Annotated in this window: 13 protein-coding genes and 1 tRNA gene; 10 read left to right on the forward strand and 4 right to left on the reverse strand. The window is 34.6% G+C overall.

The window, feature by feature from the left end; translation table 11 throughout:
• Nucleotides 1-112: 112 nt before the first annotated feature.
• Entirely contained in the window at nt 113-646 is a 534-nt protein-coding gene (locus HNP25_RS09120; protein ID WP_184133507.1) for an NUDIX hydrolase, read from the reverse strand.
• Nucleotides 647-797: 151 nt separating this feature from the next.
• On the opposite strand from HNP25_RS09120, the gene HNP25_RS09125 reads away from it, so the two are divergent.
• Nucleotides 798-1,673: a DUF2911 domain-containing protein gene (locus tag HNP25_RS09125; protein ID WP_184133509.1), complete on the forward strand. Its 876-nt coding sequence runs from the start codon at nt 798-800 to the stop codon at nt 1,671-1,673.
• Between the two features lie 465 nt (nt 1,674-2,138).
• Nucleotides 2,139-3,818, forward strand: coding sequence for a coiled-coil domain-containing protein (locus HNP25_RS09130; protein ID WP_184133511.1), 1,680 nt, complete (start codon nt 2,139-2,141; stop codon nt 3,816-3,818).
• A 139-nt stretch (nt 3,819-3,957) separates the two neighbouring features.
• On the opposite strand, the gene HNP25_RS09135 is transcribed toward HNP25_RS09130, so the two are convergent.
• Together HNP25_RS09135 and HNP25_RS09140 are read right to left on the reverse strand one after the other, a co-directional pair.
• On the reverse strand, nt 3,958-5,505 hold the full coding sequence (locus HNP25_RS09135) for a bifunctional metallophosphatase/5'-nucleotidase (RefSeq protein WP_184133513.1): 1,548 nt from the start codon (nt 5,503-5,505) through the stop codon (nt 3,958-3,960).
• A 283-nt stretch (nt 5,506-5,788) separates the two neighbouring features.
• Nucleotides 5,789-7,510, reverse strand: coding sequence for a sodium:solute symporter family protein (locus HNP25_RS09140; protein WP_184133514.1), 1,722 nt, complete (start codon nt 7,508-7,510; stop codon nt 5,789-5,791).
• Between the two features lie 584 nt (nt 7,511-8,094).
• Between HNP25_RS09140 and HNP25_RS09145 the strand changes: the two genes are divergently transcribed.
• Nucleotides 8,095-8,176: transfer RNA gene (locus tag HNP25_RS09145), tRNA-Leu, on the forward strand.
• 152 nt (nt 8,177-8,328) lie between these two features.
• Entirely contained in the window at nt 8,329-9,651 is a 1,323-nt protein-coding gene (locus tag HNP25_RS09150) for a trigger factor (protein WP_184133516.1), read from the forward strand.
• A gap of 151 nt (nt 9,652-9,802) precedes the next feature.
• Here the strand turns inward: HNP25_RS09150 and HNP25_RS09155 are convergent, their stop codons facing one another.
• Nucleotides 9,803-10,174: a helix-turn-helix domain-containing protein gene (locus HNP25_RS09155; RefSeq protein WP_229202826.1), complete on the reverse strand. Its 372-nt coding sequence runs from the start codon at nt 10,172-10,174 to the stop codon at nt 9,803-9,805.
• A gap of 257 nt (nt 10,175-10,431) precedes the next feature.
• Here HNP25_RS09155 and HNP25_RS09160 point away from each other — a divergent pair, with 257 nt between their 5' ends.
• From HNP25_RS09160 to HNP25_RS09185, 6 genes are all read left to right on the forward strand, one after another.
• Nucleotides 10,432-11,145 carry an ATP-dependent Clp protease proteolytic subunit gene (locus HNP25_RS09160; protein WP_262887504.1) on the forward strand — a complete coding sequence of 238 codons (714 nt, stop codon included), beginning with the start codon at nt 10,432-10,434 and terminating at the stop codon, nt 11,143-11,145.
• Between the two features lie 141 nt (nt 11,146-11,286).
• Nucleotides 11,287-12,552 carry an ATP-dependent Clp protease ATP-binding subunit ClpX gene (gene clpX / locus HNP25_RS09165; protein ID WP_184133520.1) on the forward strand — a complete coding sequence of 422 codons (1,266 nt, stop codon included), beginning with the start codon at nt 11,287-11,289 and terminating at the stop codon, nt 12,550-12,552.
• A gap of 99 nt (nt 12,553-12,651) precedes the next feature.
• Nucleotides 12,652-13,200, forward strand: a complete 549-nt coding sequence (locus tag HNP25_RS09170) for a hypothetical protein (RefSeq protein WP_184133522.1) — start codon at nt 12,652-12,654, stop codon at nt 13,198-13,200.
• Nucleotides 13,201-13,270: 70 nt separating this feature from the next.
• Complete coding sequence (locus HNP25_RS09175; protein ID WP_184133524.1) at nt 13,271-14,371, forward strand: hypothetical protein; 1,101 nt, start codon at nt 13,271-13,273, stop codon at nt 14,369-14,371.
• Nucleotides 14,372-14,460: 89 nt separating this feature from the next.
• Nucleotides 14,461-14,973, forward strand: a complete 513-nt coding sequence (locus tag HNP25_RS09180) for a hypothetical protein (protein WP_184133526.1) — start codon at nt 14,461-14,463, stop codon at nt 14,971-14,973.
• A 42-nt stretch (nt 14,974-15,015) separates the two neighbouring features.
• Nucleotides 15,016-16,416, forward strand: coding sequence for a hypothetical protein (locus tag HNP25_RS09185; RefSeq protein WP_184133528.1), 1,401 nt, complete (start codon nt 15,016-15,018; stop codon nt 16,414-16,416).
• Nucleotides 16,417-16,571: the final 155 nt, after the last annotated feature.

Genomic DNA, 16,571 nt, shown 5'->3' on the forward strand with positions numbered 1-16,571 from the left:
GATGAAGTTGCAAAGCAACCTCTCCTTCAAGAATAGCAAATATAAAAATAATTATAATCAAATAATAGGATTTTAAGACAGTACCTCAAAGCTCATAACTCACAGCTAATAACTACAAGCTTTTCTCCACCATTCTCATTATAGAATCACTATCATTTAGCTCCGCTACTTCCGAGAGTGGAATCCATTTTAAATCAGTTGATTCTGAAGAAACAATTAAATCCTCATTCATATCTGCTTCCAACAAAAACCTAACGTCGAAGTGTAAATGTACTGGAATTCCTTTTCGTTCTGGAATTAAATGAATATCAATATCAAAAATTTCAGGATTTAATACCTTAATATTTTTCAAGCCTGTTTCCTCCTCTGCTTCTTTCAAGGCAACATTTAAAACATCTGAGTCGCCATCACAATGTCCCCCCGTCTGAAACCATTGATTCAACTTTTTATGGTGCGTCAATAAAGTATATTGATGAGATTTATCCAGAATCCATGCAGAACCTGTAACATGTCCAATCATTAAATAACGCTCAAAACAAGAAGGGTTTTCCTTTACGAAAGAAATAATTTCTTCATGAAATTTAGATTCCGTTGCATTAAACGGCTGATAGTTTTCTAGCAATTGAAGTAATTGATTTCTGTGCATAGCGTTGATAGATTATGGTAATGTTTCAGAGCTCAAAGGTCTAAAAAATATCTTTTAAAAATAGCCATTGAGCGAAAAATTAAATACTGGGATTATTACTTTCTTACTTTTATGTCAAAATCTCAATTCACAATATTTTAAACACTCAACAATGAAAAAGTTATTTTTAGGCATCTGCTTTGCACTTTCGCTTTCAGCTACGGCACAAGTTCGTTTACCACAACCAAGTCCTGCGGCATCGGTTGTACAAACTGTAGGCACAACCGACATCAGTATTAAGTATTCTCGCCCAAGTTTGAAAGGTCGTGAAGTTTTTGGAGGCGTTGTAGCCTTCGATAAAGTGTGGCGTACAGGAGCAAACGTTGCTACACAAATTACTTTATCAAATGAGATTAGTTTAGGCGGACAAAAAGTAGCGGCAGGCACCTATTCTGTTTTCTCGATTCCAACGAAAGGTGACTGGACTTTGATTTTGAACAAAGACATTACAGCAACGGAACAAAGTTATTCACCAGAAAAAGACGCTTTGCGTACTTCAGTTAAAGTTGTTTCAAATGCTAAAACAGAATCTTTCACGATTGATTTCAGTGATGTTACAGATAGCACAGCCAATTTGAATATCTATTGGGCAGATAAAAAAGCAATCGCTCCTATCGCAATTGAAACTTCAAAAATGACAGAAAACGCTATCAATAAAGCGATTACTGACAATTCAAATTCGATGCGTGTAGCGGCTGAATTCTTTTTAGGAAAAGGAAAATTAAACCAAGCGTTAACTGCTGTAAATTCATCTATCGCAGGCGTTGAAACTTTCCGTAATGTTTGGGTAAAAGCACAAATTTTAGCGAAATCAAGTAATTATGCAGAGGCTTTTCCGTTAGCACAAAAAGCTTTGGCTTTAGGAAGTACAGACACTTCTGGTTCATTTAGTTTCATGAAAGATGCTATCGAAAAAGGTATTGCAGATTACAGAGCAAAATTACCAGTAGCGGCTCCTGTAACTTCAAAGAAGAAAAAAGCGATGTAGTTTTGGGTTTAAGCTTTCGGATGTCGGATTTCAGTAAGAAGGCTTTCCATGAAGAAAATCAACTAATAATTATCTCATTGCGGTTTTCTTCGGTTTTTTAATCCAAAATGTATCAAAAAGATAGGTTCTAGATACTAAAAGTATCTAGAACCTATCTTTTTTACGCAAAATACCGTAAGAATTACTCTCTATCCTATTTAAATCACGCAATTTCCCGCAAAAAATACTCGTCAGGCATTCTCAAAGTATCGACAACCTCTCTCCGAGGTAGGAAAAGCTATCTCATTAATACGGCTTTCCAAGTCGTAAAAAGTTTTTCCCAAATAACCTTAAAAATAAAAATCTCCACTTCTCATATATGTTCATAATGTATTTATAACTATTTTAATCGTTTCAAAAGCACACTTGAATAAATTCAAAATACTATTACTAAATTCACTAATAATATTTTAATTCAATGTTACAATGGACGACTTAAAAGAAAATAAGAATACGACAGAAGCATATGATAGAAATAGGAATTATGTCAACATCTCTAATGCAATGAGCGGTGCAAATGGTTACTACTGTATTGGCTGTGGTGCAGAAATGGTTGCACACAAGCCAATCTCGAAGATATCACCATATTTTAGACATCACCCAAAATTTGTTAATATTGAACGCCTTTGCACTTGGTCTGATGAATCTACTCGACACAAAAAAGCAAAAGATATTTTACAAGCAAAAAAATCTATTAAAGTACCAAAAGTTATAAAATACCCACCAGATGGAAATGGCCCTAGATATATAATACAGGAATCAAAATTTATCAAAGCATACAGCGTTGAAATTGAACTGAGTTTTTACGAAGATAGTAATGGAAATGTAAAATGGGAACGATTAAATAACTCTGAAAAATCATCTACAAAAAACTTTTTAATCCGTCCAGATGTAGCATTTTTTGATAGTAATGGAAAACCTATATTACTTATTGAAATTGATGTTACTCATAAAATTAAGGATGAAAAATGGCTGAAAATAAAACGTTTAGGTATTGATACTGTTGAGGTTAAAATACCTAGAGATAGCGAAGAATCAATTATTGAATGTTTTGATAGAACAACTTTTACTAAATGGATCTTTAACAATGAAGAACAAAACACCTCTTATTTTTCAATTTCCTCATCATTTGGAAAAAGAGTATCAACAACTGATGAATTCACAGGAGGAATTCATGAAGAAACTTTCAAGTGCCGAAGAAGCCAAATTGGAAACCTTATACGAGCATTTGAGCGATGCTTGGAACAAGAATCATACATCTCAATTAAACAACGACTTGAACTTGAAATACTTGAAGTTGAGAACAATACAGAACGAGAGAGTAAACAATTGCGAGAACTTCAAGGAGAATTTGAAGCAAGAATTAAAGGAGAGTTTGAAGATGAGGAAGAAGAGTTTAGAGGAAGATACGAAAATTTTCGAGCAGAAGAAGTCAGAGTGGAAGGACTGTATAATGAAGAACAGAGCAAGTTTGAAATTGAAACAAAAAGAATCAATTCCGAAACAAGAGAACTTGAAAAGTCAATTAAATCAGTTGAATCTCTCATTAGAGAGTATCAAGATGAAATTAGACAAATTACGGAAGATTCACAAACCATTAATAGACGAAGAGAGGACTTTAGAGGATGCCAAGAAGAAATTGAAACAAGAAGAGAAGAGCTTAGAAAAAGAAGAAAAGATATTCAATCAGAACAAAATGACATTGAAGAAGAGGAGTTTAGAGCTGAAAGAGAATTTGTTAGAAGAAGAGAAGAACTTAGCCAATCTTTTACTACAAGAAGAGATTCCTTACCAACAGAGTATGAAAAGCTTAGAACTCAGCTTAGAGAAAGAATGGATGAAAAAGAAAGAACCTTACGACCTGATTTTGCAAGAGAAGCAAGTCGAATCAGCGAAAGCTTTGATGAAAGTAAAGCAAGACTCATTGAAGGAATTAGGAGAAGAGATGGTAAAGTTGTACCCGAACTTAGACAGCGATTTGAAGGACTTCTTAATCTTGATGCAACCATCAGAGATATTGAACAAATTAAGGCGTATGGAAAAAGAGTGCGAAGAGCGGAAGAATGCTTTGAACAGAAAAATTGGAAAGCTTGGGAAGGCTGGTAAAGACTTAGAGGCATTCCTAGAAGAAATGGATAAAAATAATTATATATGATAATTAGACTAAATATGTTAAAATAGATTGCCTGATAAAGTCTTTTTTAATGGCAATCTATTATTTTTATTCACGGCTTGGAAAGCCGTGTTACTTTTTCAAATACGTAATCAATACTTTTCTAATATCATTGCGGATGTCGTTTGTGTCTTTATCGTCTGGTTCAATGATGTTTTTTACTGCTGGATTTTGAGCGGTCAAGTAGCCAAAATTGGTTTCTTTTCCTTCAATCAAAAACTTCGGCATCATTACTTGATATTCTTTATTAAGGTCCAATGCTTTGCCATCAATCAACCATTGTTTCGTTCCAGCATCATCCTGACTGATTTTATCCCATTGCAAATAACCGCCATTGCCTTTGTTTTGTAAACCTGTGTCTAAAATTTTAGCTAACAAACTTCCTTGTAGTTTTACTTCCACAATCTTACCTCCAAAAGGCAAGACACGCATAATATCCAATTGCGTAATTGCACCTACCAATTGATCGTCAATTCTCACAGAACCACTATTAAAAATCGAGCAATCTACGGGTTGAGTAGCGGCGGCAGTCATCGCTTTAGCAATTAAATCGCCCAAGTTTGTATGGCTATTTCGCATGGTAGTTTCTCTACCATCCAAAGGGATTTTTACCGTAGTCACCACATCATTTTTATTCAAACCAGCTTTTATCATGGCTTCGTCCAGAATATCCTCCCATTTTTTTACCACTACAGCTACTTCGGCATCATCTTTAATCTGCTCATTTATGGCACGTAATTCACTCTTCATCGTCAGAGATTTCGTTTTTGTATCAAAAGTCAATCGGTGAATATAAACCGTTTTAGCATTGGCATCGGCTTTGGCAATTACTACGTTTCCTTCTTTGAAAAGCATATTGTCGTGGTCGTGTCCGCCCATCAAAAGCTTTACTTCTGGTAACATTTTCGCCAATTTTTCATCATCTACTTTGTTGAGATGCGTAATCGCAACTACAAAATCGCATTGAGGCTTTAAGCTTTCATAAGCCTTTTTTGAGGCTTCAAAGAAATCATCATAATGCACAAAATCTTTTTGATTAGAAGGTACAACTACCGAAAACATTCCCATTTTTACTTCTTTACCTACTGTATTTTTAAAAGTAAGAGTGACAGTTTTAGGAAATGGAATACTCTTTCCATCAACATTTTTGGCAAAAGGCGAAAGCGTTCCTTTGTTGTTTTGCAAAGCATTACTTGCCAACCATTGAAATTTAGATTCGTCAATTCTTCTTTGTAAATCGGCTTCGTCAATATCAAATTCGTGGTTGCCCAAACCAACCCAATCAAAACCCACGGCATTCATAGCTTCCACCATTTGGCGACCTTTGATACTTTTGCCTTCATATTTGAAAGTAGCAATCAAAGAAGGATTCAAAAAATCCCCCGAAAGTAGCGTAATGGTATTCGGATTTTCCTGCAATAATTCCTTTCTGACCGTAGCCACACGAGCCATACCGCCCACTTTTCCACCTTCCAAAGGTGAAATTTCATAGACATCATTCAAATGTAAAAAAGTAACATTGACAATATTCTCAGAAGATTGCAGAGAAGTACTTTGAGAAGTTTTGCAGGAAGTAAAAATACTGGTAGCAAGTACGAGTAAGAGTAATATTTTTTTCATGGTTTGATAGATTATGAAAATGGAATCAAATATTTACACAAGATAATCAACATTATAAAACGAGCGTTTGAAATTCATTGCAGTTTAAGCAATAGCCCAAAATATATAGTAGCAACTAATCAAAAAATGTAGCGGTAACTCTTGCAGTTACCGTTTGCAAAAAGTAATGAAACAATAAACGGTAACCGTAAAGGTTCCGCTACAACAAATTTTTCTTTTAGATAGCATGAGCTATTTACTTATGTTAAACGAGATGAAATCTTACAATCATTCAATCACTAACTCACTCATTCACAATTGTTTTACTAAACAAACTAATCACCCAAGCAAACACAATTACCAATACACAGCCAATCACATTTAGCCAAAGGAAAGCTGTTAAATCTATCCACCAAGCGTAAATCACAAATACTTCTGCCAATAAAGCCGCCCAGAAAACAGCGTCTCCTTTGATAAATTTGAAGTAAAAAGCTACTAAAAATACACCTAAAATAGTTCCGTAAAACCATGAACCTAAAATGTTTACAGCCTCTATCAAACTACCAATATTTGCCGTGAATTGTGCCACAATGATACAAACAATTCCCCAGCCTAAAGTCACTAATTTAGAAGCGTTTACATAGTGTTTTTCGGTATCTTCTTTATGAATCATTCTTTGATAAATGTCCACAATCGTACAAGAAGTAAGCGAGCTAAACGCCGAAGCCATCGCCCCCATCGAAGCCAATAAAATTACCGCAATCAACAAACCGACCATACCTTGTGGCAAGTACTTGGTGACGAAAGAAAGGAAAATATAATTTGTGTCGTTGGTATTGGCATCAGGATTTGTTTTTAGCATCAAATCTTTTACTTCACTTCTTAATTTATTCGCTTTTTTGTCGGCTGCTAAAGCTTTTGCTTTCAAAGTTTCAAGCTTTTGAGCATTGAGTGCTTTTGTCTTTAAAGTACTGGCATTTTCATCTGTTTTAAGAACGGCATAGAGTTCTTCTACTGCTTTTTTCTTTTCAGTAAAAACTTCAGTATTTTTCTTGACTAATGTCTTATAAGCTGCCGTTTGTTCTACTTTTCCTAATTCAGTTTTGTTGAAAAAAAGCGGTGCTTCATGGAATTGATAAAACACAAAAACCAATGAACCTACGAGTAAAATCAAAAATTGCATTGGAATTTTAAAAATCCCATTCATCAATAAACCTAAACGACTTTCTCCAACAGATTCACCTGATAAATAACGACTTACCTGCGATTGGTCTGTACCAAAGTAGGATAATTGTAAGAAAAAACCACCAATCAAACCCGACCAAACGTTATAGCGATTGTTTAAATCAAATTTCCAATCAATCACATTTAGTTTGTCCATTTTGCCTGCTACTTTCAACGTATCTACAAAACCCATTTCTGTCGGCAATAAATGAACGACCATATAACCTGCCAAAAACATTCCAATCATCACTACCAACATTTGTTGCATTTGCGTGTAAGAAATTGTTTTTGAACCGCCGTACATACAGTAAATCGTCACAACAATTCCCGTGACAATATTTGTCCAATACAGATTCCACCCTAAAATAGTGGAAAGAATAATTGAAGGAGCGGCAATGGTTACGCCAGTAGATAAAGCTCGTGGAATCAAGAAAAGGAAAGAAGCCATTACCCTGGTTTTTAGGTCGAAACGACCTTCCAGAAATTCATAAGCCGTAAAAACTTTTAATTTTTTGAAGATGGGAATAAAAGTGATGGAAAGTACAATCATCGCTAAAGGCAAACCAAAGTAAAATTGTACAAAACGCATTCCGTCGATATAGGCTTGTCCGGGTGCAGATAAAAAAGTAATGGCACTTGCCTGTGTTGCCATTACCGAAAGCGTAACGTGATACCAAGGCATTTGGCGGTCTGCCAATAAATATCCTTCAATATTCTGTTCCTGAAATCGACCTTTCCAAAGTCCAAAACCAATAATCGTTCCTAAGGTTAAAATCAGTACCAGCCAATCAGTATTTCCCATATAAATTTTAAATAATTAAGCTTTTAAAAGAGGGTTAGAGAATTACTTTGTTTTACCAAGCAATTCTGTTCAACCTAAAACGGCAAATTAAGCCCACAATTTCTACTTAGTTGAAGTATTCGCTAAAGAGATAAAATAGGATAATCATCAACACCAGATTCCCGACAACTATCCAGTAGAGTTGTTTCCATGATTTGATGAATGGAGGCAAAGATTTATCTTTTTGTTGCATGTTTTGTGATTGAATCAGTATTGACTTTATAATTTTTAACTTAAAACCTGAACAAAGGTCGTAATAATTTCATTAAAGCTTGAAGGTTAAATTTAAGGACAAACGAAGCTATTTTCTAGCATTTAATGTTAAAAAGATAATCAAGGGAAGTAATCATTAGAGGAGTACAAATTTATCTTAAACATTGTTTAAAATAATTATTATTACACCATTTCAATAAACAACTGAAAGTCAGCAGATTAATTGAAAACATTTTCTATGCTGAAAATTATTACACTTTTTTTGAGTTTTTTTTCAAGAAAAGTTTGCAAATAAAAAATCGGCTTCCTAATTTTGCACCTCCAAAACGCAAGCGGGCGTGGTGGAATTGGTAGACATACCAGACTTAGGATCTGGCGCCGTGAGGCATGGGGGTTCGAGTCCCTCCGCCCGTACTCATTCAAAGCCCTCTCAACCGATACGGTTTTGAGGGCTTTTTTGATTTCTGATTGTTGATTTCGGAATGCGGATTTACGAAAATCAGACAAACTGAAATTTACTAATATTAAAATCTGAAATCCGCATTCCAAAATCCGAATTCATAAAGATGAACATTTCTCTCGAAAAAAGTACCCCAGTTAACGCCCGTTTGGTCGTATCTATTTCTGAGGCTGATTATAAGCCACAAGTCGATAAAAACCTTAAAGACTACCGTAAGCGTGCCAACATCAAAGGATTCCGTCCAGGAATGGTACCTATGCAAATGGTACAAAAAATGTTTGGTAAATCTATTTTAATCGACGAAATCAATTCTGTTTTAGGTAAAGCTGTTCCTAACTATATCAAAGAAAACAATTTGAGTTTAGTAGGTGACCCAATGCCATTGAATGAATTTGAAAATCCAATTGATTGGGATACTCAAACTGAATTTAGCTTTTCTTATGATTTAGGTTTAGCTGGAGAATTCACAGTTGATTTCGAAAAAATTCCAACAATCAGTACTTATGAAATCGAAGCAACTGAAAAGGAAGTTGAAGAAACTATCGAGAATTTGAAACAAAATTCTGGAGAGCAAATTCACCCAGATTCAGTTGAAGATGGTGATATGCTTTTTGGTGTTTTCACACAAGGAGAATGGACTGAAAAATCTGCGATTCCTTTCAAAGCTATCAAAGAAGAAGCCAAAGCTACTTTTATTGGAGCTACAATTGGTACAACAGTAACGTTTGATATTCAAGCTACTTTTGTTGATGAAAAATCAATTGAATTGGCTACAGGTAATAAAACTGGTTTAACTGGAGAAGTAACTTTCGCTATTGAAGATATTACTCGCAATGCTCCCGCTGAATTGAATCAAGCATTTTTTGATAAAGTTTTAGGTGAAGGTAAAGTAAGTTCTGAAGAAGAATTCCGTAAAGAAATTTTGGAAATCATCAAATCAAACTACAAACGTGAAGCTGAATATTTATTAAGAATTGATGCTGAGAAAGCTTTATTAGAAAACGTTTCTATCGAATTGCCAGAAGAATTTTTACGTAAATGGTTAATCCAAGTAAACGAAGGAAAATTCACACCTGAGCAAATTGACGCTGATTTTGAAAACGTTAAGAAAGACATTCGTTTGAACTTAATTAAAAACGAAGTAGCTACGCAAAACGAAATCAAAGTTGAATATCCAGAAGTTCTTGAAAGAACGAAAGAAATGATTCGTGGTCAATTCGGAATGTATGCACCTGCAGATAACAGCATGGACGAAATGATTGAACGTATCGCTAACGGTTATTTAACTGATAAAAATAAGCAAGATAACTTCATGAAAATGTTCAATGAAGTATATGCCGCTAAAGTTTCTGAGGTAATTGTTTCTAAAGTAAAAACTGAAAGCAAAAACATCACTGTAGATGAGTTCAAACAAGTAGTTGGAGCGTAATCTATTCCAGAATTAGTGAATTGTGATTGAGTGATTTTTTTCACTAATATCAATTCAACAAAAAAATCCCGCAAGGTCAACCTCTGCGGGATTTTTTGTTTTTATCACATCTTAAACACTACATACTCATAAACTTTAAACTCATAAACTACTAAAATCCTATTTTCTCTCGTTGTTGTTGGCTTTGAATAAGCCTGTAGGCTTCAACCAATACACGTTCTTCAAACTTACTTCGCCAGTAGTCAGATTCTTTCTTGAGTTTTTCTATTTCAAGCTTTAGTTGTTCTGTTTCACTTTCTGTATGAAGCATTATTTTCGGAGTAATTACTTCTTCTCCAAAAAGCTCCAACACATTAATATCCAATAAATTGGCTATTTTCTGAGCTCTGTTGATAGTCAGTTCCGTTTTACTTCTTTCAATATCGCCAAAAGCGGTTGTTGAGATTTGTAAAAGCTCTGCCATGTTCTCCTGAGAGTATCCTTTTAGCAGACGAGCTTGTCGTATTTTTTCTCCAATTTTCATAATTATCATCTTTTCTGATAAATTCTCTGTAAAACTGACAAGAATTATTTCATAGTTTTTGCATCTTTGCTGTCGAAGATTTTTTGAATAACACCAAAAATAATCTGATAAGTTTCAAATTTATTGCTAGAACTATTTGAGGTTTTTGAAAGTTATTAAGAAAGCATTCAGGTAATTTCCAGCTTACAGAATTGCTAAAATGGTTTATTTGATTTAATTTACCAACCGACATATTTTCAATTTTATAAAATAACGTTATGTTTCCAAAAGAATTAAGTTCAGAAGAATTCAGAAAATACGCCGTACACCACAGAGGTTTGAACGGTTTGGCAGTTGACCAGTACATGAATCAGGCAAATAATATCGGAGGTACTAGTCGTCCATTCATTGAAGATATGACTCAGTACATCATCGAAGAACGCCCAATGCGTTTTGCACAGATTGATGTTTTTTCACGCTTAATCATGGATAGAATTATCTTCATGGGTGTTCCTGTGGATGATTATATGGCGAATATCATTGTTGCTCAGATGTTGTTTATGGAATCTACGGATGCTAAGAAAGACATCATGATGTACATCAACTCGCCGGGTGGTTCTGTGTATGCAGGTTTAGGTATTTATGATACAATGCACTACATCCGTCCAGACGTTTCTACGATTTGTACTTCGTTGGCGGCTTCAATGGGTGCAGTATTATTGGCTGGTGGTACAGCAGGTAAACGTTCTGCATTGCCACATGCACGTATTATGATTCACCAACCTTCAGGTGGAGCGCAAGGACAATCTCGTGATATTGAAATCACTGCTCGTGAAATCGTTAAAATTCGTAAAGAATTATATGAAATCTTGGCTCATCACTCAGGAAAATCTTTTGAAGAAATCGAAAGAGATTCAGACCGTGATTACTGGATGCGTGCAGAAGAAGCAAAAGAATACGGTTTAATCGACGAAGTATTGACAAGAGTATAAAATCTTGAACAAAGAAGTAACATTAAATTAGCGTATCACAAAAAATGCTTATTACTTCCAGAAAAGTAGTAAGCATTTTTTGTTTTTAAATCAGTAATTTTACCACGGAAATAATGAAGGCACAATTTTGTGTGTAAAGATATGAGACAACAGCAAGCCCATTGCGTCCTTTGTGGACGAAAACAAAATGAAGTACCTTTATTAATGGAAGGTATGGATGGACACGTGTGTAACGAATGTGTAACGCAAGCTTACCAAGTAGTTCAGCAAGAATTGAATCCTGAAAAGAATAAAAAAAGTAAGAATAGTAAAGCACCAGCACCAAAATTCAATTTGGTGAAACCCATTGAAATGAAAAAGTATATTGATCAATACGTGATTGGTCAGTTTGAAGCAAAAAAACATCTTTGTGTTGCCGTTTACAATCATTACAAACGTTTGATGCAACATGATACCAAAACCATCCAAGACGATATTCAGATTGAAAAATCAAATATTATTATGGTTGGTGAAACTGGAACTGGAAAAACATACATGGCAAAAACCATTGCTAGAATGTTAGAAGTACCTTTTTGTATTGCTGATGCAACCGTGATTACTGAAGCGGGTTATGTTGGTGAAGACGTAGAAAGTATTTTGACTCGTTTACTTCAAGCGGCAGACTATGATGTAGAAAAAGCAGAAATGGGTATCGTTTTTATTGATGAGATTGATAAAATTGCTCGTAAATCTGATAATCCATCTATTACTCGTGATGTTTCTGGTGAAGGCGTTCAGCAAGCTTTATTGAAATTATTAGAAGGTGCCGTAGTGAACTGTCCTCCTCAAGGTGGAAGAAAACACCCAGACCAAAAAATGATTGCCGTAAATACTGAAAATATTCTCTTTATTTGTGGTGGTGCTTTCGACGGAATCAAACGTCATATTTCAAAACGTTTAAATACTCGTCCAATTGGTTTTAGTTCAGATGATACTTTCTTGGATATGTTTGAGGAAGAAAATGTAATGAAATTCGTTACTTCTCAAGATTTAAAATCATTTGGTTTAATTCCTGAATTGTTAGGTCGTTTGCCAGTAGTTACTTACTTAGACCCACTCGACCACGAAACATTACTTTCGATTCTAACAGAACCTAAAAATGCTATTACTAAACAATACCATAAATTATTCAAAATGGAAGGTATTGATTTAGAATTTGAAAAACCAGCATTAGAATACATCGTTAGTCAAGCGATGGAATATAAATTAGGTGCAAGAGGTTTACGTTCAATCTGTGAATCAATCATTACTGATGCCATGTTTGAACTTCCTTCACAAACAGAAATCAAAGAATTTAAAATTTCACTTGAGTATGCTCGTCAAAAATTTGAACGAACAGTTTTTCATCAAATGAAAAAAGCAGCTTAAATAACTACTCCCAGAAAAAGCCCAAAATGATGATTTGGGCTTTTTCTTTAGCAATTAATTTATTCTTCCAGCGTTTCTTAACAAAAAAAACCTAGTATTATGCAAACAATTAGACTAACTTTTGCCAGCATCATTGCTGTATTTGTAGCTGTTTCTTGTACTTCACAGAAGGCTGTAATTTCCCAAAATCAAGCTGAAAAAGCTACCATTGAAATCGCTAAAATTGAACCTCAAAGCAATACTTCAATGATTGAGGCGGCACCCAAAAAACAAAGCCCAGCCATGTATGCTTCTACTGCTGAAGTAATACAAATTGACGAAGCTAATCAAGAAACTATCAACGAAGTAAAAAAAGAAAAAATCAATGCAATTTTAGAGAAAGTCATTGCCCAAAAAAGCGAGAACAAAACAGTAACCACGCACAAAGCTAATTTTGTAGAGAAACTAATTATCAAAAAATTAGAAAAGAAAATGAAAAAATCAGCACAACCTGTTGATTTTCATAGCTGGAATCCGTTCTTGAAACTTGGGGTAATACTTTTAGGAATTGGTATCATCTTAGCCATTGTTGGCTTAGGAACAGTCGGTGGACTTGCTGCCTTCATTGGTATCTTATTTACTATTTTAGGAATTTTACAGGAAGTATAATCTTCTTAAATCTGCCATTCCTCATAATTTCTTTGTCGGATAAAGTTTTTTTTACCAAATTCGGTCTTTCTTGAAACTATTTATTCACGACCTTATGTCTTTTTTCGACAAGTTGAAATATGTTTTCCGTGGCAACACTCCTACCATCGAAAATACAAATATAGCGATACCAATCGCAGAAGAAGTATCTTCAAATGAAACGTTGGTGACAGTTACTCAACCTGCACCAACGTTTTTACATCCTATCAGTGACCAACCCGATTGGCTAATCAACGAAGATATTCTTCGAGACGAAGGCGTTATTTTCGGACTTTCGGGTTCTAATCCTGAAGAAAAGGTTTCTATTATTCGTCATTACTTCTCGCAACAAACTGCCGAAACCGATAAAGTGATTGCTCAACACCAAGAAGAAATTGGTGAGCTAAATTATTGGATTAATGAAAAAGAAAGCTTGGTAAAGGAAATTGAACTACAAATTCAAACGCTTAAAAACCAAGAATTCACAGAGCAACATCATTTATTAAGAACCGTTGTCGGCTTAACGCTTGCTACTGGCATTGCGGTTGGCAATTATTATCTTATCCGAGAATCTTTACAAGGACAATTTCAAGAAAGTACTTTTATTGCCCTCGGTGTGTTTTTAGCTGGGATGTTCAACCTTTTTGGTAGAATTTCTTTCTTGCACGACGAAAGCAAAGAAAGTACTTGGAAAAGATTATTGGAAGAAGTAGGTATGCCTTTGGCGGCTTCATTCTTTGTTTTTGCACAAATCTACGCTTCAAAACCTCCTCTTCAAGCTTGGGCTTTATTCGCTTTTATCTTCTTTTTATTTATGTTTTCAGGGAAATTATTCTTAGGAAATCTTACGATTTTCAAAGATGATTTTAGCATTTTCCAAAAGCGAAACCAATTGTATAAAGACAAAATCAAGAAAGTAGCAGAATGGGAAGCAGATATTGAAAAACATAAAGCTGAAATCGAAAAGTATCGTCAGAAAAAGCAAGATATTTTACCAGAACTCACCAGATTAAGTACTATCAATCTAAAGCTAAAAGCCCAAAGAGATATGCTGATTAAAGTATTTGAAAGTGAATATCATTTGGCACAGAACTATCGAAACAAATTGAATAACAATCAAGTGAAAACAATTTTAGGAGAAGAAGAATTGTAGTAGGAGTTGTGAATGGCGAGTGAAGAATGGTGAGTTAAAATACTGAACTCAAAAGTGACAATTTAAGTACAAAAAAGCTATTTTATTGAATGAATGATTTTTCATGTATAATAATTGGGGGTTTTACAGAAAAGTATAAGCGTAATAGAAATTATCAATATATTTTGATAGCATTAACATTGCTCTTATTTATACTTTCATGGTTCTTAGACAATTACGGTTATCCCGAAATATTAATAACCATTGCTATTAGCTGTCTATTTTTAGTCTTACTAATAAGTAGCATGCTTGACACAAACGATATCAGAAGTTACGTACAAAAAGGGGAAATTATTTTTGAAGAAGATTATATTGTAGCGGCAGGAATTAAGTATTCTATCTTAAATACAAAAAAAATAATTGTTGATATTTGGGATTACACTCAAAGTCGTGGGCGAGGGTTAAATAGTACCAATTTATATAATAGAATAACACTCATTCCATTGGAGGGACATGAACTTGAATGTCAATTCCATATAGAAAACAAAAGCAAATTTTCTAAAATATTTGATAGACTTCATACCTATCAAAAAAATGGAATGAAGGTCTTTATCATGACTTAAACATAGACAACTTATAGTTAGTAAAAGCCATAACGTACTACAATGAACAACGAAAACAAAGAACAAACACATACCGAAAATTACGATTTTCAACATGGCTATCATGGTGGTTTGGAATCGGTGGATAGAAATACTTATGAAGGTTATCTTTCTTCTCAGGTAAATTTCGAATGGCTTTCTCGTCAACTGAATGAGAAAAAGCAAGAACTAAGCGATTTAGAAAAAGTAATCGAACATATTAAGGCTCGCTCTAAAGAAGCTTTTGATGCACTACAAGCAAGAATTTTGAATGTAAATTTAGCTGGTAAAAATAGAGACCGTCTTGAAAATCAGTTAAACGAAAATCAAGAAGCGGCTAATACTTTACTCGAAAAAAGAAAAGCTGTTGCGCATAAATACTCTTTGTTTGCAGGGATTATTTACTTCTTGGCTGGGGTATCTTTTGTAGCGGGCGATTTAATTATCTCGCACGAAATCGTTGCTTATGCCCTTAACATTCGTAATAATTTTGAAGCTTGGTCTTTTGCAGTTGGCTTGGCAATGCTTTCTATTTTATTAAAACCTGCTTACGAACGTTTGATTGAATCGCCTTATAACGATGCAAACTCGCAACACTCTAAGAAAGTATATGTTTGGTTTAAAAGTATTACGGTAGTTTTTGCCGTAGCAACGCTCTTTATTTTAGGTTGGTTTAGGTACGAAGCCTACAAGACTGATAAAATGAAAGAGGGCGTAAACAAATCTATCAAACAATTACAAAACCAAAGCTTCGACCCGTTGAACCCGACGGCTCCCCTACCCGCTAATATTACTCGACAAATTGATGAAAAACTAAAGACTTTCGACCAACTGAATGAGAAATTGGTGAATAGTCCTTGGGCATTGACATCGTTTGTGTTGTCGGGTATTTTATTTGCTTTGGCTGGTGCTATTTGTTTGGGAATTGCATTTCCTGTTTTACAATGTTATTGGTCGAAATGGTTGCAGATTGACCCACGTTTGAAACGTTTAAAGAAAGAGAAACTACAATTGGTGACGCAATTACAAGAAGTTGAAAAAGACTTGGCAGAACAAATTGTTCAAAAGAATATCTTTGAAAACGATTTACAATTATTACCAAGCTTTGAATCTTTGGAAATTCAGAAGAAAAACCTTTTGGAGGAAATCAAAGAGATTGAACGTGAAACTCGTTTGGCAGAAACAGACTCAAGAATTGGTGCTTACAACGATGGTTTCGGTAAAGGTTCGATGGTGAGAGAGGTGATTAATAGCGATGAAGTAAATCAATTTGTAAGAGACATCTATTTCGACACGGCTACGCTGGCAAGTAAAGCAAAGGCTTCTTCGGCTGGTGGCGACAAAGCGATTTTCTCTAAACGTCCAAACCTTCGTCCACATCAACAATTACGCAAATTGATTTCTGAGGATTTTCAAGAAGAGTAGCTTTCTAATTTGAAAATTTGATGATTTGAAGATTTGAAAATGGAAGGACTTTTTAATTTGAAAATTTGAAGATTTGAAAATGAAATGGCTTGGTGATTTGAAGATTTGAGAATTTGAAGATTTGAAAATATTACTAAAAATGGATTGAATTCAAA

The sequence above is a fragment of the Arcicella rosea genome, assembly GCF_014204325.1.
GTDB classification, from domain to species: Bacteria; Bacteroidota; Bacteroidia; order Cytophagales; family Spirosomataceae; genus Arcicella; species Arcicella rosea_A.